This is a genomic window from Actinoplanes siamensis (genome assembly GCF_016862395.1).
GTDB lineage: Bacteria > Actinomycetota > Actinomycetes > Mycobacteriales > Micromonosporaceae > Actinoplanes > Actinoplanes siamensis.
Genome location: NZ_BOMW01000093.1, coordinates 1 through 26497 on the forward strand (window position 1 = coordinate 1; position 26497 = coordinate 26497).

24 protein-coding genes and 1 tRNA gene are annotated in these 26497 nt (G+C 70.6%); 16 read left to right on the plus strand and 9 right to left on the minus strand.

The annotated features are described in order from the left end of the window. The 4 genes from Asi03nite_RS35480 to Asi03nite_RS35495 all read left to right on the plus strand — a co-directional run. Positions 1 to 218: hypothetical protein (locus tag Asi03nite_RS35480; protein ID WP_203684901.1), on the plus strand; the 218-nt coding region annotated here is incomplete at its 5' end. Between the two features lie 203 nt (positions 219 to 421). Then, the gene (locus Asi03nite_RS35485; protein WP_203684902.1) at positions 422 to 1945 is read left to right on the plus strand and encodes an acyl-CoA carboxylase subunit beta; all 1524 of its coding nucleotides are present in this window, start codon (positions 422 to 424) and stop codon (positions 1943 to 1945) included. A 20-nt stretch (positions 1946 to 1965) separates the two neighbouring features. Then, positions 1966 to 3120, plus strand: a complete 1155-nt coding sequence (locus Asi03nite_RS35490) for an acyl-CoA dehydrogenase family protein (protein WP_203684917.1) — start codon at positions 1966 to 1968, stop codon at positions 3118 to 3120. Positions 3121 to 3245: 125 nt separating this feature from the next. Further along, positions 3246 to 4556: an ATP-binding protein gene (locus tag Asi03nite_RS35495; RefSeq protein WP_239103162.1), complete on the plus strand. Its 1311-nt coding sequence runs from the start codon at positions 3246 to 3248 to the stop codon at positions 4554 to 4556. Positions 4557 to 4981: 425 nt separating this feature from the next. Here Asi03nite_RS35495 and Asi03nite_RS35500 read toward each other — a convergent pair whose 3' ends face one another. After that, on the minus strand, positions 4982 to 5467 hold the full coding sequence (locus tag Asi03nite_RS35500; RefSeq protein ID WP_239103163.1) for a MarR family winged helix-turn-helix transcriptional regulator: 486 nt from the start codon (positions 5465 to 5467) through the stop codon (positions 4982 to 4984). A gap of 103 nt (positions 5468 to 5570) precedes the next feature. Here Asi03nite_RS35500 and Asi03nite_RS35505 point away from each other — a divergent pair, with 103 nt between their 5' ends. Together Asi03nite_RS35505 and Asi03nite_RS35510 are read left to right on the plus strand one after the other, a co-directional pair. Further along, the gene (locus Asi03nite_RS35505) at positions 5571 to 6143 is read left to right on the plus strand and encodes a YceI family protein (RefSeq protein ID WP_203684903.1); all 573 of its coding nucleotides are present in this window, start codon (positions 5571 to 5573) and stop codon (positions 6141 to 6143) included. Positions 6144 to 6487: 344 nt separating this feature from the next. Next, complete coding sequence (locus Asi03nite_RS35510; protein WP_203684904.1) at positions 6488 to 7963, plus strand: glutamate-cysteine ligase family protein; 1476 nt, start codon at positions 6488 to 6490, stop codon at positions 7961 to 7963. A gap of 145 nt (positions 7964 to 8108) precedes the next feature. Here the strand turns inward: Asi03nite_RS35510 and Asi03nite_RS35515 are convergent, their stop codons facing one another. Beyond that, on the minus strand, positions 8109 to 9560 hold the full coding sequence (locus Asi03nite_RS35515) for a Hansenula MRAKII killer toxin-resistant protein 1 (RefSeq protein WP_203684905.1): 1452 nt from the start codon (positions 9558 to 9560) through the stop codon (positions 8109 to 8111). A gap of 132 nt (positions 9561 to 9692) precedes the next feature. Here Asi03nite_RS35515 and Asi03nite_RS35520 point away from each other — a divergent pair, with 132 nt between their 5' ends. After that, positions 9693 to 10472 carry a PASTA domain-containing protein gene (locus Asi03nite_RS35520; RefSeq protein ID WP_203684906.1) on the plus strand — a complete coding sequence of 260 codons (780 nt, stop codon included), beginning with the start codon at positions 9693 to 9695 and terminating at the stop codon, positions 10470 to 10472. 24 nt (positions 10473 to 10496) lie between these two features. Here Asi03nite_RS35520 and Asi03nite_RS35525 read toward each other — a convergent pair whose 3' ends face one another. Further along, positions 10497 to 10799, minus strand: a complete 303-nt coding sequence (locus Asi03nite_RS35525; protein WP_203684920.1) for a hypothetical protein — start codon at positions 10797 to 10799, stop codon at positions 10497 to 10499. Positions 10800 to 11433: 634 nt separating this feature from the next. Between Asi03nite_RS35525 and Asi03nite_RS35530 the strand changes: the two genes are divergently transcribed. Further along, positions 11434 to 11658: a DUF397 domain-containing protein gene (locus Asi03nite_RS35530; protein ID WP_203684907.1), complete on the plus strand. Its 225-nt coding sequence runs from the start codon at positions 11434 to 11436 to the stop codon at positions 11656 to 11658. 170 nt (positions 11659 to 11828) lie between these two features. Next, positions 11829 to 12302, plus strand: a complete 474-nt coding sequence (locus tag Asi03nite_RS35535; RefSeq protein ID WP_203684908.1) for a hypothetical protein — start codon at positions 11829 to 11831, stop codon at positions 12300 to 12302. A gap of 437 nt (positions 12303 to 12739) precedes the next feature. On the opposite strand, the gene Asi03nite_RS35540 is transcribed toward Asi03nite_RS35535, so the two are convergent. The 3 genes from Asi03nite_RS35540 to Asi03nite_RS35550 all read right to left on the minus strand — a co-directional run bounded on the left by Asi03nite_RS35540 (position 12740) and on the right by Asi03nite_RS35550 (position 14940). Beyond that, positions 12740 to 13363, minus strand: coding sequence for a hypothetical protein (locus Asi03nite_RS35540; RefSeq protein ID WP_239103164.1), 624 nt, complete (start codon positions 13361 to 13363; stop codon positions 12740 to 12742). 391 nt (positions 13364 to 13754) lie between these two features. Continuing rightward, positions 13755 to 14558, minus strand: a complete 804-nt coding sequence (locus tag Asi03nite_RS35545; protein ID WP_203684921.1) for a WecB/TagA/CpsF family glycosyltransferase — start codon at positions 14556 to 14558, stop codon at positions 13755 to 13757. Between the two features lie 296 nt (positions 14559 to 14854). Further along, positions 14855 to 14940: transfer RNA gene (locus tag Asi03nite_RS35550), tRNA-Leu, on the minus strand. 268 nt (positions 14941 to 15208) lie between these two features. Between Asi03nite_RS35550 and Asi03nite_RS35555 the strand changes: the two genes are divergently transcribed. From Asi03nite_RS35555 to pknB, 7 genes are all read left to right on the plus strand, one after another. After that, positions 15209 to 16000, plus strand: coding sequence for an FHA domain-containing protein (locus Asi03nite_RS35555; RefSeq protein WP_203684910.1), 792 nt, complete (start codon positions 15209 to 15211; stop codon positions 15998 to 16000). 5 nt (positions 16001 to 16005) lie between these two features. Continuing rightward, the gene (locus tag Asi03nite_RS35560; protein ID WP_185038479.1) at positions 16006 to 16488 is read left to right on the plus strand and encodes an FHA domain-containing protein FhaB/FipA; all 483 of its coding nucleotides are present in this window, start codon (positions 16006 to 16008) and stop codon (positions 16486 to 16488) included. Then, positions 16485 to 17936 carry a PP2C family protein-serine/threonine phosphatase gene (locus Asi03nite_RS35565; protein WP_203684911.1) on the plus strand — a complete coding sequence of 484 codons (1452 nt, stop codon included), beginning with the start codon at positions 16485 to 16487 and terminating at the stop codon, positions 17934 to 17936. Before Asi03nite_RS35560 ends, Asi03nite_RS35565 begins: the two co-directional genes overlap by 4 nt. A gap of 139 nt (positions 17937 to 18075) precedes the next feature. Continuing rightward, complete coding sequence (locus tag Asi03nite_RS35570; RefSeq protein ID WP_239103166.1) at positions 18076 to 19458, plus strand: FtsW/RodA/SpoVE family cell cycle protein; 1383 nt, start codon at positions 18076 to 18078, stop codon at positions 19456 to 19458. Beyond that, a complete protein-coding gene (locus Asi03nite_RS35575; protein WP_203684913.1) occupies positions 19455 to 20954 on the plus strand; it encodes a peptidoglycan D,D-transpeptidase FtsI family protein in 1500 nt (499 codons plus the stop codon). The genes Asi03nite_RS35570 and Asi03nite_RS35575 overlap by 4 nt, the downstream gene beginning before the upstream one ends. Before the next feature lies 1 nt (position 20955). Next, entirely contained in the window at positions 20956 to 22296 is a 1341-nt protein-coding gene (locus Asi03nite_RS35580) for a serine/threonine-protein kinase (protein WP_203684914.1), read from the plus strand. Then, complete coding sequence (gene pknB, locus Asi03nite_RS35585; protein ID WP_203684915.1) at positions 22293 to 24068, plus strand: Stk1 family PASTA domain-containing Ser/Thr kinase; 1776 nt, start codon at positions 22293 to 22295, stop codon at positions 24066 to 24068. Before Asi03nite_RS35580 ends, pknB begins: the two co-directional genes overlap by 4 nt. A 176-nt stretch (positions 24069 to 24244) precedes the next feature. On the opposite strand, the gene Asi03nite_RS35590 is transcribed toward pknB, so the two are convergent. From Asi03nite_RS35590 to Asi03nite_RS38315, 3 genes are all read right to left on the minus strand, one after another. Next, a complete protein-coding gene (locus tag Asi03nite_RS35590; RefSeq protein ID WP_203684922.1) occupies positions 24245 to 24895 on the minus strand; it encodes an aminodeoxychorismate/anthranilate synthase component II in 651 nt (216 codons plus the stop codon). Between the two features lies 1 nt (position 24896). Beyond that, positions 24897 to 25199, minus strand: a complete 303-nt coding sequence (locus Asi03nite_RS35595; protein WP_203684916.1) for a hypothetical protein — start codon at positions 25197 to 25199, stop codon at positions 24897 to 24899. A 3-nt stretch (positions 25200 to 25202) separates the two neighbouring features. Then, positions 25203 to 26497, minus strand: a 1295-nt coding sequence (locus Asi03nite_RS38315; RefSeq protein WP_239103165.1) for a class E sortase, incomplete at its 5' end; no start/stop codon positions are given.

Here is a 26497-nt window from a genome sequence, read left to right on the forward strand (position 1 = left end):
ACGTCAAGGGAGCCCAGAACAACAAGGGCTACGGTGGCGTCAAGGGCGGCCAGGCCCCGGGCAACGTCAAGGGAGCCCAGAACAACAAGGGCTACGGTGGCGTCAAGGGTGCCCAGTACGGCGACAAGACCGGCGGCCGCGAGTCGGTGGAGAGCGTCGGCAACGGCGTGCTGACCGGCAGCCTGGGCGGTCTGGACATGCTGAACCCCATGCTCTGACGCAGTCCGGACGGCGCCGGCCTGGGCGCCGTCCACGCACCGGTGTCTCCTCCACGGCGCCGGTGGCAGAACGGGAGCTTCCGCACGCGGGAGCTCCCGTTCGTCGTTGCCGGGGATCTTCGTTTGGGATAACCTAACGCTCGTTAAGACCCTAACGAGCGTTAAGCCCGTGGTGGGTCCTGCGACCGGAGCGAGGGGGAACGATGGACGGCGACGCGCTGGCGCAGGTCCGCAAGCGTGTGCTGGCCGGCGGCGCGGAGCGGTACCACGCCGCCAACGCCGCGAAGGGCAAGCTCTTCGCCCGGGAGCGGATCGCTCTCCTGGTCGACGAAGGGTCCTTCGTCGAAGACGGGCTCTATGCCAACAGCCTGGCCGAGGGCCTGCCCGCCGACGGCGTGATCACCGGAGCCGGCCGGATCGGCGGGCGTGACGTGTGTGTGATGGCCAACGACTCCACGGTCAAGGCCGGCTCGTGGGGCGCCCGCACGGTCGAGAAGATCGTCCGGATCATCGAGCGGGCCTACCAGCTCGGTGTCCCGATGATCTACCTGGTCGACTCGGCCGGCGCCCGGATCACCGACCAGGTCGACCTCTTCCCCGGCCGGCGAGGCGCGGGCAAGATCTTCCACACCCAGGTCAAGGCATCCGGCTCGATCCCGCAGATCTGCGCGCTGTTCGGGCCGTCCGCGGCCGGCGGGGCGTACATTCCGGCCTTCTGCGACGTGGTCGCCATGGTCGAGGGCAACGCCAGCATGTACCTGGGCTCCGACCGCATGGTGGAGATGGTCACCGGGGAGAAGACCACGCTCGAGGCGATGGGCGGCGCCCGGGTGCACTGCGCGGAGTCCGGCGTCGGCCACTTCCTCTGCAAGTCCGAGCAGGAGGCGCTCGACGTCGTCCGCACCTACCTGTCCTATGTGCCGGACAACTGGACCCGGCGCCCGCCTTCGGCGACCGCATCCGATTCGTCCGGGGCCGATCTCGCCGCGCTGGTTCCGGCCAGCGAGCGGCAGGCCTTCGACATGCGGAGGTACGTCAAGGGCCTGGTCGACAAGGACTCGTACTTCGAGATCCAGGCCCTGTGGGCGCGCGAGCTCACGGTCGGGTTCGCCCGGCTGGACGGCGAGGTGGTCGGCGTCCTCGGCAACAACTCGATGTTCAAGGGCGGCGTGCTCTTCGTCGACTCGGCCGACAAGGCGAGCCGGTTCGTGCAGCTCTGCGACGCCTTCAACGTTCCGCTGCTGTTCCTCGCCGACGTGCCCGGCTTCATGGTCGGCTCGGCCGTGGAGAAGCAGGGCATCATCCGGCACGGCGCCAAGATGATCACCGCGATCTCCGAGGCCACGGTGCCGAAGATCTGCGTGGTGGTCCGCAAGGCGTACGGCGCTGGTCTCTACGCGATGGCCGGCCCCGGCTTCGAGCCGGACGCCACCATCGCCCTGCCCACCGCCAAGATCGCGGTGATGGGCGCCGAAGCCGCGGTCAACGCGGTGTACGCGAACAAGATCGCGGCGATCGAGGACCCGGACGAGCGGGCCGCCTTCGTCGCGCAACGCCGCGCCGAGTACGAGCGCGACATTGACATCATGCGCCTGGCCAGCGAACTCGTCGTGGACGCCGTGGTCGAGCCCGGCGATCTGCGCTTCGAGCTGATCCGGCGCTTCGCCGCGGCGCGCGGCAAGGACCGCACGTTCTCGCGCCGCCGTCACGGCGTCACTCCCGTCTAGAGGAAGTGCCTGGAGAGATGGTGGATTTCCGGCTCGGCGACGAGCTAGAGGAGTTGCGCGGCAGTGTCCGGCAGTTCGCCCGCGAGCAGGTGGCGCCGGTCATCGCCGAGCACTACGAGCACAAGACGTTCCCTTACGACGTGGTGCGCCAGATGGGGAAGATGGGCCTGTTCGGCCTGCCCTTCCCGGAGGAGTACGGCGGGATGGGCGGCGACTACTTCGCGCTCTGCATCGCCCTGGAGGAGCTGGCCCGGGTGGACAGCTCGGTCGCGGTCACCCTGGAGGCCGCGGTCTCGCTCGGGGCCATGCCGATCTTCCGATACGGCACGCCGGCCCAGAAGAATCGCTGGCTGCCACAGTTGGTCAGCGGGGACGCACTGGCCGGATTCGGTCTCACCGAGCCGGGGTCGGGTTCGGACGCGGGCGGCATCACCACCCGCGCGGTGCTCGACGAGGCGGCCGGCGAGTGGGTGATCAACGGGACCAAGGCGTTCATCACCAACTCCGGCACCGACATCACCAGCCTGGTCACGGTGATGGCGGCGACCGGCACGAACCCGGACGGCAGCCGCGAGCTCTCCACGATCATCGTCCCGTCCGGCACGCCCGGTTTCACGGTCGCCCCGCAGTACTCGAAGGTCGGCTGGTGCGCGTCGGACACCCATGAGCTGTCGTTCGACGACGTGCGGGTGCCCGCGGAGAACCTGCTCGGGCAGCGCGGCCGCGGTTTCGCCCAGTTCCTGCGGATCCTCGACGAGGGCCGGATCGCGATCGCGGCGCTTTCCGTGGGGCTGGCCCAGGGCTGTGTCGACGAGTCGGTGGCGTACGCCAAGCAGCGCACCGCTTTCGGCCGGCCGATCGGCGACAACCAGGCCGTGCAGTTCATGATCGCGGACATGGAGCTGCGGGCCCACCTGGCCCGGCTCGGCTACTACGACGCGGCCGCCCGGATGCTCGCCGGCGATGACTTCAAGCGGTACGCCGCCATGGCCAAGCTGAACGCCAGCAACGCCGCCATGGAGAACAGCAGGTACGCCACCCAGGTGCACGGCGGCTACGGGTTCATGAACGAGTCGGCGGTGGGCCGCTTCTACCGCGACGCCAAGATCCTGGAAGTCGGTGAGGGCACGTCCGAGGTCCAGCGGATGCTGATCGCTCGCGGTCTCGGACTTTGAGGCAGGCTGGGCGCCGCGACCACGAGGGATCGTGACACCCAGCCTGGTAACTCTCCGGAGTCGACTTCCCGACAAACCGGGCCTTCGGGTTCGCCTCGATCGATTCCGGTGCCTAGTTTCGCAGCATGGCGTCCGATCAGGGCTTCGCGGTCCTGTTGCGCAATCATCGGCGGCGCGCCGGTCTGACTCAGGAGGAGCTGGCCGTCCGCGCCGCCATCGGCGTGCGTACGGTCCGTGATCTGGAGCGCGGCCGCGTCGCCCGTCCACAGCGGACGACCGCCGAGCTGCTGATGCGCGCTCTGGGCCTGACCGGTACCGATCGGGACGACTTCCTGGCCGCCGCCCGCGGCAGGCTCATCCGGGACGCGCTCGACACACCGTTCCTGAGGTCCACCCCGACCGACGATCTGATCGGGCGCGACGACGACATCGCCGAGCTGGTCGCCCGGTTCTCGGCCGACGACGGGCCGCGCGGGAGCACGCTGGCCGGGGTCGCCGGGGTGGGCAAGACCAGCCTCGCCGGGGTGGTTGCGCACCGGCTGGCCGGTAAGTATCCGGGCGGCGTGGCCGGGGTGGCGGTCGGCGACTACTCCACCGCGGGGGAACTGCTCGGCAGTGTGGCGGCCGGGTTCGGCGTGGCGTCGGCACAGGACCTGCCGGGACATCTCGCCGGTGGGCCCGCGCTGCTGTTCGTGGACGGGGTGGACCGGGCCCCGGCGGCGGCCGGGGAGGCGCTGGCCGGGCTGCTGGAGCGGGTGCCGCGGCTGCGGTTCCTGGCCACCGGGCGGCAGCCGGCCGGGGTGGCGGGGGAACAGGTGTGGCCGGTGGCGCCGCTGCTGACGCCGCCGGAGCGGATGCCGGCGGCCACGGTCGGGGAGCTGATGCCGTACCCCGCAGTCGGTCTGTTCCTGGAGCGGCTGGGCCGGGTGCGGCGGACCCGGCTGGCGCCGCACGAGATCGCGCCGCTCGCGGCGCTGGTCCGCCGGCTCGGCGGGCTGCCGCTGGCGATCGAGCTGGCCGCGGCCCGGGGGCGGGTGCTCACCATCGCGGAGATCCTCGGCGGTTACGCCGGGTCGGGGGACGTGGTGCCGCTGCCGGTGGTGGTGGCGCAGACGTACCGGGTGCTGGCGCCGGCCGAGCAGCGGGCGTTGCGGCTGCTGGCGATGTTCCGCCACCGGTGGTCGCGGGAGCTGGCCGAGGCCTTGCTGGACACCGCGGACGGCGATCGGCCGGACGTGGTGCATCTGCTCGACCGGCTGGTGGCGTTGGGGCTGCTCAGCGTCAGTGGGGAAGGCGCCATGCGGTTCCGGCTGCCGGCCGCGGTGCGGGATTTCGCCACGGCTCGGGCGGCCGCCGAGGGCGAGCTGGAGGAGGCCCGCAAGCGTCATGCCCGCCTCGGTCCCGATCTCGCCTCGGGTGAGGGCGTCGTGCCCTGATCGGGTGTCACCCGCTCATCGACGGGTCGGGTGCCGCTGAGTTCACGTCGCGCCAGGAAAACTCGTCGACGGGTCGGGTGCCGTCCTGCGGGTTCACTCCGGCCATCCCGTCGCGGGGCGGAACCCTGCCCGGCGCGGAGATGGAAACGAGGCCGCCGCGAAGTCCGGGCCGGACCCGGGCGCGGCGTGCGCAACCGGCGTGATTCGTGCCCCCCACGCGCGCCGGTCGCCGCTACGCCGCGCCCCAACGCGGCGAGAACGAGGACTCCCCCATAAGCCCCGTACATCGCCTCGAACGCGCCGCATCCCCCAGGGGCGCAACAGTAGCCGCGCCGTGCGCGTCTCCCACGGAATCCGCCCGTTCTGCCGGTTGTTCTGCCGGTCCGGTTGCTCCGTGTCAGGGCGGCGTGACCGATTTCGTAGACTCAGACCGGAGCGACGGTCTCCGCACTGCCGGCGGTGGCGCACGGGTTGACCGCGTCGCGGATCGTCCGCAGGGAGTCGAGCAGCTCCTCCAGCCGGTCCTCGGGGAGGAGGCCGACATACCACCTCTGGACCAGCTCCAGGTGCCCCGGCAGCACCTGGGCCAGCCGCTCCTGGCCGGCTTCGGTGATCACCGCGTAGGAGCTGCGCCGGTCGCTCGAGCAGGCCTCGCGGCGGACCAGGCCGCCCCGTTCCATCCGGTCCACGACCCGGGTGACACCGCTGGTGGAGAGCGTGGTCTGGCCGGCCAGATCGGTCATCCGCAGCCGGTTGCCGGGCGAGCGGCCCAGGCGCATCAGCACCTCGAACTCGACAGCGGAGAGACGGTGCTGCTCGAACTGTGCGGCGAGGCGGTTCATCAGACCCGTGTACGCCTCGGCCAGTAGGCCGACCGCGGTGAGGCGAGGGTCGTCCAGATCGGTGTTCACGTCATCGACTCTAACAGGCACTTGACAGAGGGAATATTGCTGAGCATATAGTTGCTCCGTCAGACAAGCATCCCGTCGAGCACTGTGAGAGAAGGAACCAGTCATGACCGTCAGCACGCGCGAGTTCGAGGGTCTGCAGTTCCCCGCCGCCGGCACCTATGACCTGGACGCGGCGCACAAGCGGGTCGGCTTCGTCGTGAAGCACCTGATGGTCAGCAAGGTGCGTGGGCAGTTCGCCGAGGCGAGCGCGACCATCGTGGTGGCGGAGAATCCGCTGGAGTCCTCGGTGACCGCGTCGATCAAGACCGCGAGCGTCGAGACCGGCCAGGCCGACCGCGACAACCACCTGCGCGCCGGCGACTTCTTCGAGGCGGAGAAGTATCCGACCATGGAGTACCGGAGCACCGGCGTGAAGTCGCACTCCGGCACCGAGTTCGTCCTGGACGGCGAGCTCACCATCAAGGGCGTGACCAAGCCGGTCGAGCTGGTCGTCGAGTTCGAGGGCGCCACCACCAGCCCGTACGGTCAGCACGTCTTCGGCTTCAGCGCGACCACCGAGATCGACCGCGACGACTGGGGCCTGTCCTGGAACGTCGCGCTGGAGAGCGGCGGCGTCATGGTCAGCAAGAAGGTCAAGATCGAGATCGAGGGCGAGGCCGTCCTGCGGCAGGGCTGAGCCCCGCACGGTCCACTACCGAGGCGCCACCGGACTCCGGTGGCGCCTCGGTTCGTCTGCGGCCGCTCGCCCCGGACGCTGCTCGCGGCTCCGCGGCTGGTGTGCCGACGTCCGCTCGGCAGGCTGCTGGCGGGGCGCCTGCTCGTCCGCCGGCGCGCCCGCCAGGGAGGCTCCTTCCGGTGCTCTTGCTCATCTGTCGACGCGCCCGCAAGGGAGACTCCTCGCGGCATGTCGGAGCGTCTGGCGGTAGCCGCTCGAGGATGAGAAGGTGTACCGACAGTATTCACTCGTTCACAGCGTGGTGATCGAAGTCCGTTTCGTCCCCGACCGGAGCGGGAGGCATCATGGGCAAAGATCTGGCACACGCGGTCTTCTCGCCCGACGATCGGGTTCGCTTCCGGCACAAGGTCCGCCGTGGACTGGACGTGCTGGGCGGACTGCTGGACGCGGAGATGTTCGACACCGGCACCGGCATGACCGGCCTGGAGATCGAGATGAACCTGGTCGACGCGGACGCCGGCCCGGTCATGCGCAACGCCGAGCTGCTCGCCGACCTGGCGGACACGCGTTTCCAGGCCGAGCTCGGGCGCTTCAACATCGAGCTCAACGTGCCGCCCCGCCAGATCACCGCGGACGGCTTCGGCGCGTTCGAAAAGGACATTCTGGATGCTTTGCGTACGGCGGAGGAACGCGCCGGAAAAGCGGACAGCCGCCTCGCCCTGATCGGGATGCTGCCCACGCTCACCCCCGAGCACCTGGTCCTGGACAACCTGTCGGACAGTGAACGGTTCCGCGCCCTCAACGACGAGATCGTCGCGGCCCGGGGCGAGCAGTTCCCTGTCGACATCCGTGGGGCCGAGCGGCTGAGCGGCGCGAGCCGGACGATCGTGCCCGAGTCGGCGTGCACCAGCACACAGTTCCACCTGCAGGTGTCGCCGGAGTGCTTCGCCAGGTACTGGAACGCGTCCCAGGCGGTCGCCGGACCGCAGGTGGCCCTCGGCGCGAACGCCCCCTTCCTGCACGGGCGCCGGCTCTGGGCGGAGACCCGGATCGCGCTGTTCGAGCAGGCCACCGATACCCGCCCGGACGAGCTGAAGGCGCAGGGGGTCCGGCCGCGGGTGTGGTTCGGCGAGCGGTGGATCACCTCGGTCTTCGACCTGTACGAGGAGAACGTCACCTTCTTCCCGCCGCTGCTGCCGTTCCTCAGCGAGGAGGACCCGGACGACGTGTGGGCGGCCGGCGGGGTGCCCCGGCTGGCCGAGCTGTGCATGCACAACGGCACGGTCTACCGGTGGAATCGACCGGTCTACGACGTGATGGACGGAAAACCCCATCTGCGGGTCGAGAACCGGGTGCTGCCGTCCGGCCCGACCGTCGTCGACCTGCTGGCCAACGCGGCGTTCTACTTCGGAGTGGTGCGCCGGCTCGCCGAGGCGGAGCGGCCGGTCTGGTCCCGCCTCGACTTCGGCGCCGCCGCCGCCAACTTCCGGGCCGGCGCGCGGGACGGGCTGGACGCCGCGATGAGATGGCCCGGGGCCGGCGAGGTCGGCGTCGTGGAACTGGTGCTGGACACGTTGCTGCCGCTGGCCTACGAGGGGCTGGACCGGTTCGGGGTGTATCCGGTGGAGCGGGACAGGCTGCTCGGGGTCATCGAGGGGCGCTGCCGGACCGGGCGGAACGGGAGTGCCTGGCAGACGTCCGTGGTAGCGGCGGCGGAGCGGCGTGGGCTGTCCCGGGATGCCGCTCTGCGGGAGATGACCCGGCTCTATCTGGATCTGCAGAACTCGAACGAGCCGGTACACACCTGGCCCGGGTTCTAGGACCACGCCGCGCTCCGGCGGCGCCCGCGAACACCGGAGTACGACCTTCCCGCCGTGACGCCCGGACCGGACGGGTCGGCGACGGCAACGTCACCGACGCGTCGGAGAGGGAAGGCGGGCAGTCGCGTGATCCGTGGACAGGCCCCTAGTCCTCGGGGTTGATCCGGGCGATCGGCGGGTTCGTCGGGGGCGGGGTGATGGTGGAACGCGGGACCGCCTCCTTGCGGGCGGCGGATCGCTTGGCGGCGGCCCTGCCGGTGCGTGCGGCCGCGGCGATCTCGGGGTCGGTGCCGCCCTCGCCGGCCGGGAGTTGGGCATTGGCCGAGGACGCGGTTCTGCTCGACGGCGTGGGTCCGTTCGTGGGCGCGCTCTCAGCCGGCGGCGTGGCTGTCGCTGAGCGCGCGGCCGGGGCCGGGCGTGTCGCTGAGGTGGGGCGGGCTTTCTCGGCTGCGGCCGGGGCTGGGGCCGGCTTGGCGGCTTCGGCCTTCTTCCGGGGTGCGGGAGCGGCGGACTCCGGCGTACCGGAAATGTCCTGCTTTTCTTTCGGCGTTTGTCGTTTGCCGGAGAAGAACCGGCGGCGAGCGGGCTCCTCAGTGGCCGGCGGTGTGACCGATGTGGACTTCGCCGTGCCTCCGGCCCGACCCACAGCCGTGTCCGTTCCGGGGGAGGCCGCGGAAGGAGCTGCGGCGGCTGAGGGAAGGGCGCGCGGCGTGTTCCGTGCACGCTGTGCCCGACCCCGGCACAACGACACACTCAGCGCCGATCCGGCCAACCCGGCAAGCACCGCATACGGCGCGATCAGATAGGCCGACTGCAACGGCCCGGCCGCCTCGGTCAGCAACGGCGCGAGCGCCAGGAAGGAGAGCGCCACCAGCAGCGGCCCGACCGCCCCGGACGTCGCCGTCCCCAACCCGAGATTCCCACGCCGCGCGGTGGGCCAGGCCAGGCCCAACCCGATCAGGAAGGCCGCCGCCAGAGTCAGCGCCGCGCTCGGCCAGTAGACACCGCCGTACCGGACCGGTGTCTGTGTCTCCGCGAACTGCCAACTGGTGAGATAGGTGTCCAGATCACGGTTGGCGGCCAGTTCGGCGACCACTCCGGCGACGGCCAGCGCCCACAACCACGCCGCGGTCCCGAGCAGGTTCGCCGCCACCGGCGTCGACGAGATCGCCCAGAAGGCCACCACCACCCCCGCCACCAGGCCGATCAGCGCGTAGCCGACCGCCACCAGCTGCGGCGAGTGCGACGACATGCCGGCCGGGCGCACCACCGCGCGGGCCGGCAGCGCGACCAGGGCCACCGACACCAGAGCGCCCAGCGCGGACGACGCGGCCAGCGCGATGCGCCAGAGGACGCGCCACGGCGCGGGCCGGTCGGCGCGCAGCCGCCCGGCGATCACCGCGCCCAGCACGGTCGCGCTCGCGGTGATCCAGGTCGCCCAGCCCAGGCTGTTCAGCCAGGTGCTGTCCGAGGCGGTCGCGGTGGCCGGCCACTCGATGACACCGAGGCCGTAACCGAGACCCAGTTGTGCGGCGCCCGCACCGGCGGCGATCCCGGCCGCCGCGCCGGCTTGTCCTGTCCAGCCCTTATCGGCCATGCCGCGCACTGTACTGGCCGGCGCCGATGTCCGCGAAACGTCCGCGTTGTCCACGGAACTCCCCGGGGTACTCCAAGATTCGATACGTTGACGCTGGGATGAGAGCGGGTGTACGGAGCGGAGGGAACCGCGATGCCGGACGAGCGCTACCCGGAGCGGGACGGCGGTGCGCCGCCCCCGGATGATGAGACCCGTCCCCTGCACGCCGTCGACGGAGCCGACGACGCGACGAGGGTGCAGCCGGACAGACCCCGATCGGGGGACACGCCGACCGCCGAGACCCGGCCACTGTCGCCGGTCGGTGGCTGGGATCCGGATCCAGGTGAAGCCGACGATGCCCTGTGGACCGGCCGGGCCTCGGTGCGCCCGCCCGGACCGGAGCGGACCGGGTACACCAACGGCGACGCTCCGGAGGAGGAGCCGTCCGGCCGCTGGTGGATGCCGATAGTCGTCGGCATCGTGGGACTGTTGCTGCTCGGGCTGCTCGGCTACGGGATCTACCTGATCGTGCAGAACTCCGGTTCGGGCGGGGAGACACCGCAGCCAACCCCGGCGCGGAGCCGGGCCACCGCGACCACCGCACCGATCACCCGGCCCACGACGGAGCCGGCACCCAGCACGGCGCCGACCACCGAGCCGGCCACCACCGAGGCCACCGTGCCGGCGCTGCGGGGAATGCCGCTGGAGGATGCGCGGGCCGCCCTGGAGCGCAGCGGCCTGGAATACCGGATCATCGAGCTGCCCAGCGACGCCGAGCCGGGCACGGTGATCGACTGCGATCCGGCGGAAGGCCAGGTGGTCCCGCCGGACACCCGGATCACCCTCGTCGTCGCGGCCGAGCGGACGGGCGGCCCGGCCCCGACGACGACGGCGCCGACCGGGGACACCGGCACCGAGCCCGGCGAGGACTGACCGCTCCCTCGGCGTCGGGTCGGCTCAGCGCGGTGTGCGCACCGATCGAGCGGGAGCGACGTTCGGACGGCCGGCCGGCTGACGGCCGTTGCGAGCGCGCGGATCCGGGGCTTTGCCGACCGGCCGCAGCCCGTTGACCTGCACGAAGATGGAGCGTCGTTCGACTGCGTCGCCGGCCGAGTTGAGTTCGTAGCCGTCGAGCCAGACCCAACCCTCATACGTCGGCCAGTCGTGCACACGGATGACCCGGAAGAGCATCGGTGATGCGAATTGGACGCTCGCCGCCTTCGTCACGTGGATGACATCACCGGACCGAGGAAGAAGCACGTCATCTCCTGCCCTGAGACTCGTTGCCTGATGGTTTGGTGGATTGACTTGTGACACAGATGCACCAGTCTGCCCGGCTCATGCACCCTTGCAACTCTCGAACGATGCCAACCGTCGAGAAGGTTGCGGAACGTCACCATCGCCGATCCCGCCACCCAGATCTCAGGAAGGGTCCGTGTTGGATTCCCGGTGGCTCGGCGCCCCATGTTGGACGTCTTTTGGTGTGTTTCGTCGGACTTGGCCGCATCCCTTAGAAACGGTGCGTGATGCAAGCCATACGGAAAGATTGCACCACCAAGTGTCGTCGATGCAAGTTGCATGTCCTTCTTCCGTGATCCTCCGTGATCCTGGCGCAGCGCCCGGTGATCTTCAAGTCTGCGCAGGTGAGGTCGATGTAGGCAGATGACCCCAAGAGATCCACAATGCTCTGAGCATTTCGGACATAACTTGAGAAAAACTGACAATACCTGCTCGGGAGCGGTTGAGCTGCCGGAATGTAACTCGTCCGATGGGTTTACCCCTAACGGAGACGCCCATCCGAGGACGCGCGTCCCCACGTACCCGCGGTCGTTACTGGATTCAGAGCGATCGCTGGCGGGTCTGTCCCGCCATTCCTGGGCAGAGGAGTGCCATCGTGGAAATCGAGGTCAAAGGACTCCGGGTCGACCTGAGCCGGGCTAAGTGGTCCAAGAGCACCCGGAGCGGTGCTGATAGTGACAACTGTGTCGAGGTGGCCTTCGTCGACGACGCCATCGCCGTGCGGGACTCCAAGAACCCGTCCGGCCCGGCGCTGATCTTCACCACGGCCGAGTGGGACGCCTTCGTGCACGGCGCCAAGGACGGCGAGTTCGACGTCTGAACGTCTCGCACCTCCCGCGGCCGGCTCGGCGACCTGTGCCAACGAGCCGGCCGTGGCTATTTGCCCGTCGTTGCCGTCGCTGAGTGACGTGCGCCTCGTTGAATTGTCCAAGCGCGGACCGGACTGCGCTGACGGGCCGGGACGGATCTTCAACGAGGCAAGGCAGACAGATGACGATTGGTTCGGAGAACCTCAACAACGGCTCGTCGACGGCGCAGGACCGGTTCAGCGGGGGCGTGAGCGCGTACCGGCAGGGCCGGCGCGAGGCGTTGCACGCGGACCTCGGCGACGGGGAACTCTTGTCGCGAGGCGGCTCGGGCCTACCGACCCGCTCCCCCGGACGGTCTCACCACGCCCTCGAGCCGACCACCGCGCTGGACCGCGCGGCGAAGCTTCCGTCGCTCGACCTGCAGGGCCTGGCCGATCCGGTGCTCCCGGCCACCTGGGGCGACGGCAACAACACGTCGATGGCCGACCATCCGCTGCTCCGCGGCCTGCTCCTGGAGCTGCCGGCGCGTGGCACGCTGCCCCAGTCGGACTGGCTGGACCGCTGGTTCGAGGCGGCGCGCTCCATCCTCGAACTGCTCTACGTCCAGGAAGCCAAGAAGCACACCGACGATTCCTGGCGCGGCGCGGCCTCCTGACCGCTCCCGCCTCAAGATCAAATCCAGATTGAGGTACGAGCCCAGCCCTGCCCCCATCAGCCCAGCCCTCCACCGGCCCAGTTTCACCAGCGCAGTCCCCCACCAGCCCGGCCGCCATCGGCCGAGACGTCTCCTACCACCGGCCGTCGGTGCTCAGCCGGCGCAGGGAGGTCTCCCCGGTCGGCCGGGTCAGCTTTGAATGCCAGCTCGCTGTGGCCGGCTGGTGCTGGGAGGTGTGTCCCGATGTCCGGTGGACGTCCCGGGGCCGGCTGGATGCGGTCCTGGTGGTGATCGGCCCTGATGCAGTCGGCTGGTGGCGATCGGGTCGGCGGCCGCGTGGGAGCGCTGGCGGTGGGTCGATGCCCCGGAGAACGCCGACGGCGGGCCGGCACCCGCGGGCTGATCGGCCGTGGGCGCGGTGGCGTGGGCTCGGCGGGTCAGCGGGCGGTGGCTCGAGCTCGCTGGCGGGCCTGGTGGAGCGGGGCCAGGACCAGCGGGGCGAGGCGGCTGTGCCGTAGGACGGCCCGGATGCCGATGGTCACCACCGCGACGGCCACCAGGGTGATCGCGACGCCGGCGAACCCGGTGAAGCCAGTGGTGGCCGGGACGTCGCCGCCCGGCAGCTGGATCAGGCCGGCAGCCAGCGGCAGGCCGACGATCGCGGCGAGGCCGGCGACCTGGAGCGGGGCGGCGATCAGCGGGTGTGCCGCGGCGGCCCGCAGCGCGGGTGGCACGGGCGCCAGCGGAGCGGTCGCGAAGGCCCCCGCCCCCCGGCGCACCCAGCTCAGTTTGCGCACGCCCACGGTCAGCACGAGCAGGGCCGGCACGGCCGGGAGCAGGGCCGCCGCCGGTGCCGCCGAGGCGCCCGGCAGCAACGCGGTGACCACCGGCACCGCGACGAACAGCGCCGCGCCCGCACCGACCAGGCTCGTGAGCAGCACGGAGCGGCGGCGCATCAGGTGCGCGGTGCCGGCTGCCGGCAGCCCGTCGGCCAGCAGCCCGGCGACCAGCCAGACGAGGGCGAGGGCGCCGATCAGGATCACGTCCACAGCGGTGTTCACATCGACAGGGTTCACCCTTTGCGGCGTCGCCGAAACCGGGATATGCCCCTAACACCAACCCGTAAGGGTCGCCGGGAGTCGGGTTGACCTCGGAAATTCCGGTCGGTGTCCGGATCATGACGCCGATTGCCGCCGGCTCGATGTGGACGGAGCCGGGCGGAGATGTGAGCTGTGCCCCACTGTCGGCCGCCGGACCCGGAAGATCCGGAAAACAAAAAGGATCACCCGCGTCCGAAGACGCGGATGATCCGAATTCCGGGCCCGCCGCTCGGGCGCGAAGCCGCACCCACCGTCCGGGGAGATCGATCGGCGCGGCCCCGGGCCGGCGAAGCCGTGGGGCCAGGCTTCGTGCCCCGGACCGGGAAACCGTGGACCGGCTGAGTGGGGGGCCTCAGACCGCGAAGCCGTGCACCCGCTCGCCGGAGGGCTCGGCCGGCGTCGCCTTCCACAGCCCGGTCTTCTGCGCCGCCAGCCGGCTCAGGTACGCCGGGTTGAGCAGCACGTACCGCTTCCACAGCCGCTTCGGCTCCAGGCCCAGCCGCCACAGCCACTCCAGCGCGTACTTCTGCATCCACGCGGGCGGGTTCTTCAGCAGCCCGGCGTGATAGTCGAACGCGGCCCCGACGGCCAGCAGTGGCATGTCCAGCAGCGGTCGCATGGCGTAGGTGAAGATCTCCTGCCGCGGGCATCCCAGTCCGACGAGCACGATCCGCGCGCCGGACGCCTTGATCCGCTCCGCGATCTCGACCTCCTCGCCGGGCTGGGCCCCGCGGAACTTGGAGGCCTCGACTCCGGCGATCTTCAGCGCCGGGAACATCCCCAGCAGCGCCGGGACCAGACGGTCCAGCGTCGGCTGGGTGGACCCGTACAGATAGATCGGAAGGCCCTCGGCCGCCGCCCGCTCGACCACCTTGAGCGTCAGCGTCGGCCCGTAGACCCGGTCGGTCAGCCCGGCCCCGTGCAACAGGTTCAGCGCCCAGCGCACCGGCTGCCCGTCCGGCGTGACGAGGTCGAAGGAGTTCAGCCGGGCTCCGTGCGCCCGGTCCTGCACCCCGGTCATCACCCCGTGCACGGCGAGGGCGGTCACCGCGAACGGCCGACCCTCGCGCGCCGCCGAGATGATCCGTTCGGTCGCCGACGCATAGTCGGTCGCGTCGACCAGCACTCCGAGCACGTTGCGCTTCCCCTGGTCCACCCCAGCAGGCACAGCGGTCACGACCACACCCCAAACCAATACGAAGCACTCAACCGGCGGGCGAGCATACCGCCCCCCGAACTTTCACCCGATCGGCGACGCGCGCGCCAACCGCCGTACCCACGTTCTGACTGTGATCGAAGTCCGAAGGACGAGGGTCTCCCCGAGCGCGGCGTGACTCATCCCACCCACCGCGCCCACCGTAACGCGGGGATTCCGGGACTCGGCCCGGAGCAGATACGACGAGGGCGACCGCCCATCCGCGTTCAACGCGGACAGAGGTCGCCCATTCGCACTGGTGGGGATGGGGGGAGTTGAACCCCCACGTCCTTTCGGACACACGGACCTGAACCGTGCGCGTCTGCCATTCCGCCACATCCCCATGTGACTTGGTCGCTGAGATCGTATAACCGACCTCGGTGACCCGTGAAACCGGCCCCTGAGGGTCTGCTTCGGGTTACTACCTGCGACAGACTACGCTGTCGCACGTAGTTATCGAGGACGGTACCGAGCTCAGTTGAATCCCAGCTGAGTTGATATCGCCCCGCGACGGAGGAAACACTAGCACGGCGTCGAGGGGCGTCATACGAGGGTCAGAAGTGCCGGTCGCTCTTGGGCTACGGATGCACAAGCGGCGGCCGGATACCATCATGTCCTCGGAACCCGAGGAGGAGCCGGTGAGCGTGCTGCAGCGCTTTGAGAAGCGATTGGAAGGCCTGGTCGAGGGGGCCTTCGCGAAGGTCTTTAAGGGTGTCGTGCACCCTGTGGAGATTCTGAATGCCATGCAGCGGGAGGCCGAGGCGCACAAGGCCATCCTCGCCGGTGGCCGCACCCTTGTGCCCAACCGTTACGTGATCGACCTGTCGCCGTACGACCACAGTCGCCTGGCGCCGTACGCGGCCGCCCTGGCACAGGAGCTCGCGCAGTCGCAGGCCGAGTTCATCGGCGAGCAGGCCTGGACGGTCTACGGCGACGTGATCGTCGAGATCGAGCGCGGTGACGGTCTGGACACCGGGATGTTCCGGGTGACCGCGGAGGTCTACACCGGTGGCGAGGTCGCCCCGGTGCAGCAGCCGGCCTACGACGCCGGCCCGCAGTACTCGCCCTACGACCAGCACGGCGGGGGGTACCCGCCGCACGGTGGTCACGGTGGCGGCCCGCGCAGCGTGGGCCTGGTCTCCGGGGACGGCCGGACCTATCCGTTGCAGATGGGCTCGACCGTGATCGGACGTGGCGACCAGGCGAACCTGCGCCTGCCCGACGTGGGCATCTCGCGCCGGCACGCCCGGCTCGACTACGACGGCAACCAGGTGGTGCTGACCGACCTCGGCTCGACGAACGGGACGATGGTCAACGGCCAGCGGGTCTCCGCCGTGGCGCTGAACCCGGGCGACATGATCCAGCTCGGGACGACCACGCTGACCTTCCGAGTGGACGGCTAGCTGCGTTGCCCGAATTCGTCCTCACCGTCGCCCGGTTCGGCTTCCTGATCCTGCTGTGGATCTTCGTGTTCACAGTGGTCGGGGTGATCCGGCGAGACCTGTTCGCGGGCGCCCGGTCGAAGAGCATCGTGGCCAGCCCGCGGGGGGTGGGTGGCGCGATCCTCCAGGGCCGGCCGGCGAAGGCGAAGCGCGGGAAGGCCGCGCGACAACTGGTGGTGACCGCCGGCCAGCTGGCCGGCACCCGGATCACCCTCGGCGAGGCCCCGATCACGATCGGCCGCGCCGAGGACTCGACCCTGGTCATCACCGACGACTTCGCGTCCGCCCGGCACGCCCGGTTGGTGCCGCGGGACGGGCAGTGGTTCGTCGAGGACCTCGGCTCCACCAATGGCACCTACCTGGATCGCGGTAAGGTCTCCGGGCCCACCCCCGTCCCCCTTGGCGTCCCGATCCGCATCGGGCGCACTTCTCTCGAGTTACGGCCATGACCCTGACCCTGCGCTATGCCGCTCAGAGCGACCGCGGTCTGATCCGAGACCTGAACCAGGACTCCGTCTACGCCGGGCCGCGGCTGCTTGCCGTCGCGGACGGGATGGGCGGCATGGCCGCCGGTGACGTCGCCTCCAACATCGTCATCGCCGCGATGGCGCCACTCGACGACGACGTCCCCGGGGACGCCCTGGTCGACGCGCTGCGGCACGCCGTCGGAACGGCGAACCAGCAGCTGCGGGACACCGTCGACGCCAATCCGCAGCTGGAGGGGATGGGCACCACGCTGACCGCGGTGCTCTTCACCGGCAGCAAGTTCGGCATGGTGCACATCGGCGACTCCCGGGCGTACCTGCTGCGCAAGGGTGAGTTCGCGCAGATCACCAAGGACGACACGTACGTCCAGATGCTCGTCGACGAGGGCCGGGTCAGCCCGGAGGAGGCGAGCAGCCACCCGCAGCGGTCGCTGCTCACCCGCGCGCTCGACGGCCGGGACATCGACCCGGAGTACTCGGTTCGCCAGGTGCTCAAGGGCGATCGCTACCTGATCTGCAGCGACGGCCTGTCCGGTGTGGTCAGCGGCGAGACGATCGGTCAGACCATGCGGGAGATCGCCGATCCGAAGGCGTGCGTGGAGCGGCTGGTCCAGCTCGCGCTGCGCGGCGGCGGTCCGGACAACATCTCCGTGGTGATCGCCGACGCGACCGACGCGGACATCGTCGAGCAGGCGCCGATCGTGGGGGGCGCGGCAGCGCTCGACCGCGGCAACACCACGATGGCCGACGCTTCTACCCCGGCGTCCCGGGCGGCGGCGCTCAAGCAGGCGCAGCCGCGCCCGGCGCAGCCGGAGGCGGAGAACTTCGACCGCGATCCCGAGCCGGCCGGTCACCCGGTGCGCACCAGTCTGCTGGTCCTGCTGGTGCTCGGCGTGCTGGGCGGCGGTCTCTGGGCCGGCTGGAAATACACCCAGGACCAGTACTACGTCGGCGCGACCGACGCGGGCCAGCTGGCCATCTTCCGCGGCGTGCCGGGGCAGATCGCCGGACTGGACCTGTCCGCGGTGAGCGAGACCAGCACGGTCCGGCTGGACGACCTGACCACTGTCGCCCAGGAGCGGGTCAAGCAGGGCATCCACGCCGACAGCGAGACCGACGCGCGGAGCACGCTCACCGACCTGACCACCGACGAGCCGTCGAACCCGAACCTGAAGCCGGTCTGCTCCGTGGCCAGTGCCGCGCCGGCCGCCTCGGCCACCGCGAAAGCCCCGGCCAAGGCCACCGCCACCGCGAAGGCCACCGCTCCCGCGAGGGCCGGCGCCACGACTAAGGCGCCGGCGAGCCCGGCCACGAGCACCGCGACCTCGGCTCCGGCCGGCACGCCTTCCGTCCAACCGTCCGAGAGCGTCTCCGCGCCGGTCGACACGGCCGGCTGCCGGACCGCCGACTGAGCACGGCCTACAACGTCTGGGGATTCTCTTGACCGCGCCCGCCGTACCGGCTCCCTCGCCCAGTTCCACGGGCGAGCTGTCGCGTATCCCGGGATTGAAGACCCGCCGCAACGCCGAACTGGGCCTGCTGGGCTTCGCCATGCTGCTGGTGGCCACGTTCGGCTGGACCGTCGAGGCGAACCAGTTCGACCACGTCACGTCCACGTTCTGGGTGCCGGCCGTGCTGCTCAGCATCCTGTTCCTGGGCCTGCACGTGGTGGTGCGCCTGACCGCGCCGTACGCCGATCCCGTCCTGATCCCGGCGGTCGCGCTGATCAACGGCATCGGGGTGGCGTTCCTGCGCCGCCTCGACATCGCCCGCGCGATCGCCAACAAGGACCCGATCCCGGGAATCTTCGCCGGCACCGGCGGGCGGCAGTTGGCCTGGACGCTGGCCTCGCTCATCCTGGCCGCGGTGCTGCTGCTGGTGGTCCGCGACCACAAGGCGGTGTCCCGGTACGCGTACACCCTGGGCCTGGTCGGCATCGTGCTGGTGATGATCCCGGCGGTGCTGCCCGGCAGCCTCTCCGAGGTGAACGGCGCGAAGCTGTGGATCAAGTTCGGCTCGTTCTCGATCCAGCCCGGTGAGTTCGCCAAGCTCGCGCTGGTCTCCTTCTTCGCGTACTACCTGGTCCGCAAGCGCGAGGTGCTGTCGCTGGCCAGCCACCGGTTCCTCGGCCTGGACTTCCCGCGCGGCCGCGACCTGGGTCCGGTCGTCACCGTCTGGCTGCTCAGCCTCCTGGTGCTGGTCTTCGAGAAGGACCTGGGCACCGCGCTGATGTACTTCGGCTTGTTCGTGGTCACGCTCTACGTCGCCACCGAGCGGTCCAGCTGGCTGATCATCGGCCTGCTGCTGTTCTTCGGCGGCGTCTACGTGGCGTACCTGCTGGGCAAGGCGGTGGGTGGCCCGTTCGCGAACTTCTACGACCGGGCCTCGATCTGGCTGGACCCGTTCGCGCCGCAGTACATCGACAAGGAGGGCTACCAGCTCGTCCAGGGCCTGTTCGGCCTGGGCACCGGTGGCCTGTTCGGCTCGGGGCCGGGAGCCGGCTTGCCGGGCTCCATCCCCGAGGTGCGCACCGACTTCATCTTCGCCGGCCTCGGTGAGGAGATCGGGCTGTTCGGCCTCTCCGCGCTGCTGGTCACGTACCTGCTGATCGTGGAGCGCGGCCTGCGCGCGGCGCTCGCGGTCCGCGACTCCTTCGGCAAGCTGGTCGCCGGCGGTCTCGCCTTCACCCTCGGCCTGCAGGTGTTCGTGATCCTCGGTGGCATCACCGGGTTGATCCCGTTGACCGGTCAGACCACCCCGTTCCTGTCCGCCGGCGGTTCGTCGCTGATGGCGAACTGGTTGCTCGTGGCGATGCTCTTGCGGATCTCCAACGCGGCCCGCGGCCCGGCCGCCGGTGGCGGGCCCGAGCGGCCCGGACCCAAGAAGGCCCCCACCCAACTGCACGGCGCCATGACGGAGGTGATCAAGCCGTGAACGCCCCTCTCCGCCGGGCCGGCGTGGTCGTCCTGGTGCTGTTCGGCCTGATCTTCGCGAACCTGAACTGGATCCAGGCGTACAAGGCCGACGACTACCGCACCGCGTCCCGCAACCCACGGGTCACCGTCGCGGAGTACGAGCGGCCCCGCGGTGGGATCGAGGTCGACGGCACCGCGCTCGCCGAGAACAAGGCGACCGACGACACCCTGAAGTACCTGCGGGTGTACCCGAAGAAGGAGATCTACGCCCCGGTCCTCGGCTACAAACCGGTGAGCATCGGCGCGACCGGAATCGAGTCCAGCGAGAACGACTTCCTGTCCGGGGAGAGCGACAAGCTCTTCGCGGACCGGCTCAGCGACATGTTCACCGGTGAGGAGACCGGTGGCGGCAACGTGGTGCTGTCGCTCAAGCCCAAGGCGCAGGAGGTCGCCTGGAAGCAGATGACCGACAACGAGCGCGGCGCGAAGAAGGGCGCCGCGGTCGCGATCGACCCGCGCACCGGTGCGGTCCAGGCGCTCGTCTCGATGCCCAGCTACGACCCGAATCCGCTGGTCACCCACGACAAGGACGCCGCGGCCAAGGCGTACAAGCAGCTGAACGGCGACAAGGACCAGCCGCTGCTGAACCGGGCGCTGGCGCAGACCCTGCCGCCCGGCTCCACCTTCAAGGTGATCGTCTCGGCGGCCGCGCTGCAGAACGGCTACGGCGTCGAGACCGAGATCTCGGCCGGCAGCCAGTACGAGGAGAGCGGCGCGGTCATCCGCAACGCCGAGGACGAGGTCTGCCCGGGTGGCCAGATCTCGCTCAAGGAGGCGCTGACCGAGAGCTGCAACACCGGGTACGCCAAGCTCGGCGTGAAGCTGGGCGCGGACAAGGTGAAGGCGGCCGCCAAGGCGTTCGGCTTCGAGGACGACACCCTCAAGGTCGGCGACCTGGAGAGCGGCGACGGCCTGAAGGTGGCGGCCAGCCGCACCGGTGACATCGCGAACCCGGACGGGAGCACCGACAAGGGCGCGCTGGCCCAGTCGTCGATCGGCCAGCGCGACGTGCGGATGACGCCGATGGAGGGCGCGCTGATCGCGGCCACGGTGGCCAACGGCGGCGAGCAGATGCGGCCCTACCTGGTGCAGAAACTGCTCAGCCCGGATCGCCGGACGATCTACACCGCCTCTCAGAAGAAGCTGCGCGACCCGATCAACGGGACGGTCGCCTCGCAGCTCAAGGAGATGATGGTCAGCGTCGTCGAGAACGGCACCGGCAAGAAGGCCAGGATCAGCGGTCTCACCGTCGGCGGCAAGACCGGCACCGCACAGAACGCCGAGGGCGCCAACCCGCACGGGTGGTTCATCGGGTTCGCCTTCAACGACAAGGGTGAGGCGGTTTCCGCCGTCTGCGTCATGCTGGAGAACGTCTCCGGCGGTCACGCGAGCGCCGAAGCGGCCCGGATCGCCGGGCTGATCATGAAGGCCGCGGCCGGCGGGGGAGGAAACTGACATGATCCGCCCGGGGGTCACGCTCGGTGGGCGCTACCGCTTGGAAGAGCGGATCGCCGGCGGAGGCATGGGCGACGTGTGGCGCGGCACGGACGACGTGCTGGGCCGGACCGTCGCCGTGAAGATCCTGCTGCCCGCGCTGCTGGACGAGCCGGGCTTCGCCGAGCGGTTCCGGGGCGAGGCGCGCACCATGGCGACCATCAACCACCCCGGCGTGGTCGACGTCTACGACTACGGCAGTGACCAGCAGCTCGCGTTCCTCGTGATGGAGTACGTCGAGGGCGACGCGCTGTCCCGCACGCTGAGCCGGGTCGGCCGGCTCACCCCGGCCCGGACCATGGCGCTGGTGGCCCAGGCTGCCGACGCGCTGCAGGCGGCCCACGCGAACGGCATCGTGCACCGTGACGTGAAGCCCGGCAACCTGCTCGTCCGGCCGAACGGCACGTTGGTCCTGACCGACTTCGGCATCGCCCGGTCCGCGCTGGTCGGGCAGCTCACCGTGGCCGGCGCGGTGCTCGGCACCGCGTCGTACATCTCGCCCGAGCAGGCCGCCGGCGACGTGGCCACCCCCGCCTCCGACGTGTACGCCCTGGGCGTCGTCGCCTATCAGTGCCTCTCCGGGCACCGGCCGTTCGACGGGGCCACCCCGATCGAGATCGCCATGAAGCACGTCCGGGAGACGCCGCGCCCACTGCCCGGTGACATCCCGCCAGCAGTCCGCGCCATTGTGGAGCGGGCCCTGGCCAAGGACCCGACCGCCCGCTGGCCCAGCGCCGCGGCGATGGCGGCGGTGGCCCGGCAGGCCGCGGCGTCGCTGACCACCACGGTGCAGCCGCCGGTCAGCCAGCCGCCGCGGGCCACCCCGATCAGCCCGGCGCCGTCGCCGCAGGCTCGGGCCTCGGTGCCGCGGCCCACCTCGGGCGCCCGCGGCGCCGCGTCGGTCCCGCCGGTCGCGTCCGTGCCGCCCGCGTCCTCCTCGGCGCCGGTCGCCACGCCGATGCCGCCGCACTACCGCCCGCAGTCCGGGCCGCCGATGGGCGGGTATCCGCAGCAGATGCCGATGGCCAAGCCGGACGGCTCCTTCGGCCGCCAGGTGCTGATCGTGCTCGCCGTGGTCCTCGCTCTGCTGGTCCTGCTCTGTGCCGGGGTCATCTCGTTCCTGTATCGACATGGCAACAGGGAATCCGCCGCCGAAAACGCGCTGGGTGATCGCAGCAGCTCGGCGGCTATCCTCCGCATGGGCGTGGCCGGCGACCGGGTGTCGACGGCGTCGTACCGTCTTATGAAGGCCGACCCCCAGCTCGGCCCGATCCGACCGAACGAAGGACGACAGACGCTATGACGGCGCAGGCCCGACTGCTCGGTGGCAGGTACCAGGTCGGCGAGCTGCTCGGCTACGGCGGTATGGCGGAGGTCCACCGGGGACGGGACCTCCGCCTCGGCCGGGACGTGGCGATCAAGATGCTGCGCACCGACCTGGCCCGGGATGCCACGTTCCAGGAGCGGTTCCGGCGCGAGGCGCAGAACTCGGCGGCGCTCAACCACCCGGCCATCGTGGCCGTCTACGACACCGGTGAAGAGGTCTCGGCCACCGGGGAGAAGCTTCCGTTCATCGTCATGGAGTTCGTCAACGGGCGGACTCTCAAGGAGGTCCTGGCCCAGGAGCAGCGGCTGCAACCGCGCCGGGCCCTGGAGATCATCGCCGACATCTGCGCCGCCCTGGAGTTCAGTCACCGGCACGGGATCATCCACCGGGACATCAAGCCCGGCAACGTGATGATCACGCAGAACGGCCAGGTCAAGGTCATGGACTTCGGCATCGCCCGGGCCCTGGCCAGCGGCGCCACCACGATGACGCAGACCAGCGCCGTGATCGGCACCGCTCAGTACCTGTCGCCCGAGCAGGCCCGCGGCGAGGCGGTGGATGCCCGCTCGGATGTGTACGCGGCCGGCTGCGTGTTGTTCGAGCTGCTCGTCGGGCACCCGCCGTTCGTCGGCGACAGCCCGGTGAGCGTGGCTTACCAGCACGTCCGGGAGGACCCGAAGGCGCCCAGCTCGATCAGCCGCGAGGTCCCGCCGGACGTCGACGCGATCGTGCTCAAGGCGCTGGCGAAGAACCCGCTGAACCGCTACCAGAGCGCCCAGGAGATGCGCGCCGACGCGCTGCGCGCGGTCTCCGGCCGTCCGGTGATGGCGACCCCGGTGATGAGCCAGGCCGAGACCGTCGCGATGAGCAACGGTCCGCGCCAGTGGCAGCCGCAGGCGGCCACCACCATGCAGCGGCCGATCCCGGCCTCGGTGGCGGGTGGCCGGCCCCCGGAGAACAAGCAGTCCTGGGTGTGGGCCGCGCTGGCCGGTCTGGGCGTGCTGGTGGTGATCGTGCTCGGTGTCGCGCTCGCGCTCGACAAGAAGGACGACTCCGGCAATCAGCCGACCCCGACGGCCCAGGCGCAGCTGCCCGACCTGAAGGGGCTCACCGAGGCCCAGGCGCAGGCGAAACTGACACAGCTCGGGTTCACCAACTTCAGCGCGACCGAGCCCAAGACCGACAAGGACTGCAAGGGCGAGGTCAGCGATCAGACTCCGATCAAGGGTACGTCGATCCCGGTCGACACCCCGATCACCTACACGATCTGCAACGCTCCGGACAAGGTGACCGTGCCGTCCGGCCTGGTGGGCGGCACCAAGGCGGCGGCCGAGACGGCGCTGAAGAACGCCGGGCTGGTCCCGGTCTTCCAGTCGGTCGACAGCGCCTCGCAGAAGGATCAGGTGGTCAGGGTGGAACAGGAGGGCGAGTCGGTCGAGCCGGGCACCAGGATCACCGTGAGCGTCTCCAACAACCAGCTGGTGATCGTTCCGGACGTGGTGGGCAAGTCGCAGGACGTGGCCACCGCGCTGCTGCAGAACGCCGGTCTCAACGTCGACGTGCAGACCGTGCCGGACGGCGGCGACCCGGGCAGCGTGATCCGCCAGAGCAAGAAGGCGAAGAGCAAGGTCGAGACCGGCACCTCGGTGACGATCACGGTCGTCAGTGAGGAGCAGACGAACGAGCCGAGCACGCCCCCGTCGTCGGACCCGAGCACCGGCGGCGGTGGCAACGGGATCGGCCAGTAATCGGGCAGCGCCGCGAAAGCCGCCAACGGGATCGACCGGTAACCGGCAGCGCCGCGAAAGCCGCCCACGCGATCGGGCGGTGGCCCGCGGCGCCGCGAAAGCCGGCCGGCAACCGCGGTGGACGACACGAAAGCCGGCAACCCCACGCGGGGTTGCCGGCTTTCTGCGTCTCGCGGTCAGACGGTGGCGAAGGCGGAGCGGCGCCGGGTCTCGACCTCGGCGGCCAGCTCCGGAGCCCGGTCCGGAGCCGACTTCAGCCCGCAGGTGGCCAGCCAGTTCGCCAACATGGTGTGCCCGCCTTCGGTGAGCACCGACTCGGGGTGGAACTGGACGCCCTCGATCGGCAGCGTGCGGTGCCGCATCGCCATCACCACGCCCGACTCGGTGCGCCCGGTCACCTCGATCTCGTCGGGCAGCGTCTCCGGCAGCACCGCGAGCGAGTGGTACCGGGTCGCGGTGAACGGTTCGGGGAGGCCGGCCAGCACGCCGTCGCCCTGGTGGTGGACCAGCGAGGTCTTGCCGTGCAGCAGCTCCGGGGCGCGGGTCACGGTCGCGCCGAACGCCATCCCGATCGCCTGATGACCGAGACAGACCCCGAAGATCGGGACCTTTCCGCCGTACGACCGGATCAGGTCCAGCATGATCCCGGCGCCGCCCGGCTCACCCGGCCCCGGCGAGAGCAGGATGCCCGCCGGCTCGAAGGCGCCCACCTCGGCGACGCTGATCTCGTCGTTGCGGCGCACCTCGCACCGGGCGCCCAACTGGCCCAGGTACTGCACCAGGTTGAAGACGAACGAGTCGTAGTTGTCGATCACGAGGATGCGCACGTCAGTCGTCACCGGCTAGGCCTCCCGGCTCGGGGTGGTTGGAGGTCGTGCTGTAGGGGATCTCGTCCGGCGCCGACGTGTCCGGATCGGGCGAGGGGCCCGGGACCGTCGCGTTCTGGTCCACCGAGTTCGGGTCGATCTGCGAGGTGTCGCCGACCTGTACGTCGTCGAAGGGCAGCAGCGGCGTCGCCCACGGGAAGATCACATACCAGAGCAGCGAGCCGACGGCGGCCAGCAGCACGACCGAAATGGTGAGCTTGCTCCAGAGCTGCCCCGGGAGCTTGCGCCAGATCCAGGCGTACATCGGTCAGGCCTTCGTCTTCATCTCGGCCGGCATGCCGGCGTCGGGCTTGCTCTGGTCGCGCGGCACGGCCTTGACCAGTTCCGCGTGCACGATCAGCCGCTCGTAGTTGTTGAACTTCGGGTTGCAGGTGGTCAGCGTGAGCAGCTTCCTCGTCGGGGTCTCGTTCGGCTCGTTCGGCACCGGGGCAACGACCTCTACCTGGTTCGGCTTGACGATCTGCTGGTTGTAGACGGTGTAGACGTACCAGCTGTCCTTGGTCTCGACGCCGATCACGTCGCCGGTCTTCAGCTCGTCGATCCGCCAGAAGATCTTCTTGATCCGGTGGCCGGCCACCGAGAAGTTGCCGACCTCGCCCGGCCCGGCGGTCTCCGGGTAGTGGCCGGGGGCGTACTTGATGTCCTGCGGGCGGACCCCGTTGACGACCACCCACTCCTTGTCCAGCTTCGGGATGTAGAGGCGGCCGACCAGGTTGTCGCCGGGGGCGGCCGGGCCCTTCACCGTCGACGTGCTGGGCGCGACGGTGGGGGCGGCCCAGGACTGGTCCAGCTCCTGCGCCAGCTCGTCCTGCTCGTTCTGCACCGCCGCCGAGTTGCCGAAGACCTCGTAGCCGGCGAAGAGCAGCACGATCAGCCCGAAGGTGATCATCAGCTCGCCGGCGCCACGGACACCGGTGCGCAGCCGCGAGGCCGGGGTCGGGCGGGTCAACTCGGAGTAGACGCTCTTGTAGCCCTCGTCGGTCTGCTCCGGGCGGAGCTTGACCACCTTCTCGCCGCGCTTCGGGGCGTCGTCGGCCGGCGCCGGCTCGTCCTCCGGCTGGGCCGGGGGCGCCGGGATGCCGTCGACCGAGGCGGCGCCGAGGACCGCTTCCGGTCCGGCGACGTCGCGCGCCGCCTGGGCCGCCCCACCGGGCGGCAGGGCGGTGAGCTTGCCGGGCAGCGGCGCGCCGGGCGGCAGGGTGGGCAGAACGCCGGTGGGGGCGTCGATGGTACGGATGATCTGGGTGTCCGACGGGTTCGGGTTGACGCCGGTGGGGGCGGGGGGCGGCTCCGCGGGCTCGTTGCTCATCCAGCGGGTGTTCGCCGTGCCCATGGTGGGGCCCGCCGGCGGGACTGCCGGTGTCGTGGCCGGCAGGCTCTGGGTCGGCCCGGCCGCGACCGCTGGGAAGGTCTGCGTCGCGGCCGAGAAGCCCGCGGCGGCGGCCGGAGCGACAGGGAAACCTGGCGTGGCGGCCGGAGGGGCCGGGAAGCCCGGGGTGGCGGCCGGAGGGGCCGCGAAGCCCGGGGTGGCGGCCGGAGGGG

Excerpts from the sequence above, each read along its gene's own strand:
- Asi03nite_RS35485 (WP_203684902.1), top strand. The coding sequence starts at position 422 with ATGGACGGCGACGCGCTGGCGCAGGTCCGCAAGCGTGTGCTGGCCGGC.
- Asi03nite_RS35495 (WP_239103162.1), top strand. The coding sequence starts at position 3,246 with ATGGCGTCCGATCAGGGCTTCGCGGTCCTGTTGCGCAATCATCGGCGG.
- Asi03nite_RS35505 (WP_203684903.1), top strand. The coding sequence starts at position 5,571 with ATGACCGTCAGCACGCGCGAGTTCGAGGGTCTGCAGTTCCCCGCCGCC.
- Asi03nite_RS35510 (WP_203684904.1), top strand. The coding sequence starts at position 6,488 with ATGGGCAAAGATCTGGCACACGCGGTCTTCTCGCCCGACGATCGGGTT.
- Asi03nite_RS35515 (WP_203684905.1), bottom strand. The coding sequence starts at position 9,560 with ATGGCCGATAAGGGCTGGACAGGACAAGCCGGCGCGGCGGCCGGGATC.
- Asi03nite_RS35520 (WP_203684906.1), top strand. The coding sequence starts at position 9,693 with ATGCCGGACGAGCGCTACCCGGAGCGGGACGGCGGTGCGCCGCCCCCG.
- Asi03nite_RS35535 (WP_203684908.1), top strand. The coding sequence starts at position 11,829 with ATGACGATTGGTTCGGAGAACCTCAACAACGGCTCGTCGACGGCGCAG.
- Asi03nite_RS35555 (WP_203684910.1), top strand. The coding sequence starts at position 15,209 with ATGTCCTCGGAACCCGAGGAGGAGCCGGTGAGCGTGCTGCAGCGCTTT.
- Asi03nite_RS35565 (WP_203684911.1), top strand. The coding sequence starts at position 16,485 with ATGACCCTGACCCTGCGCTATGCCGCTCAGAGCGACCGCGGTCTGATC.
- Asi03nite_RS35570 (WP_239103166.1), top strand. The coding sequence starts at position 18,076 with ATGCTGCTGGTGGCCACGTTCGGCTGGACCGTCGAGGCGAACCAGTTC.
- Asi03nite_RS35580 (WP_203684914.1), top strand. The coding sequence starts at position 20,956 with ATGATCCGCCCGGGGGTCACGCTCGGTGGGCGCTACCGCTTGGAAGAG.
- pknB (WP_203684915.1), top strand. The coding sequence starts at position 22,293 with ATGACGGCGCAGGCCCGACTGCTCGGTGGCAGGTACCAGGTCGGCGAG.
- Asi03nite_RS35595 (WP_203684916.1), bottom strand. The coding sequence starts at position 25,199 with ATGTACGCCTGGATCTGGCGCAAGCTCCCGGGGCAGCTCTGGAGCAAG.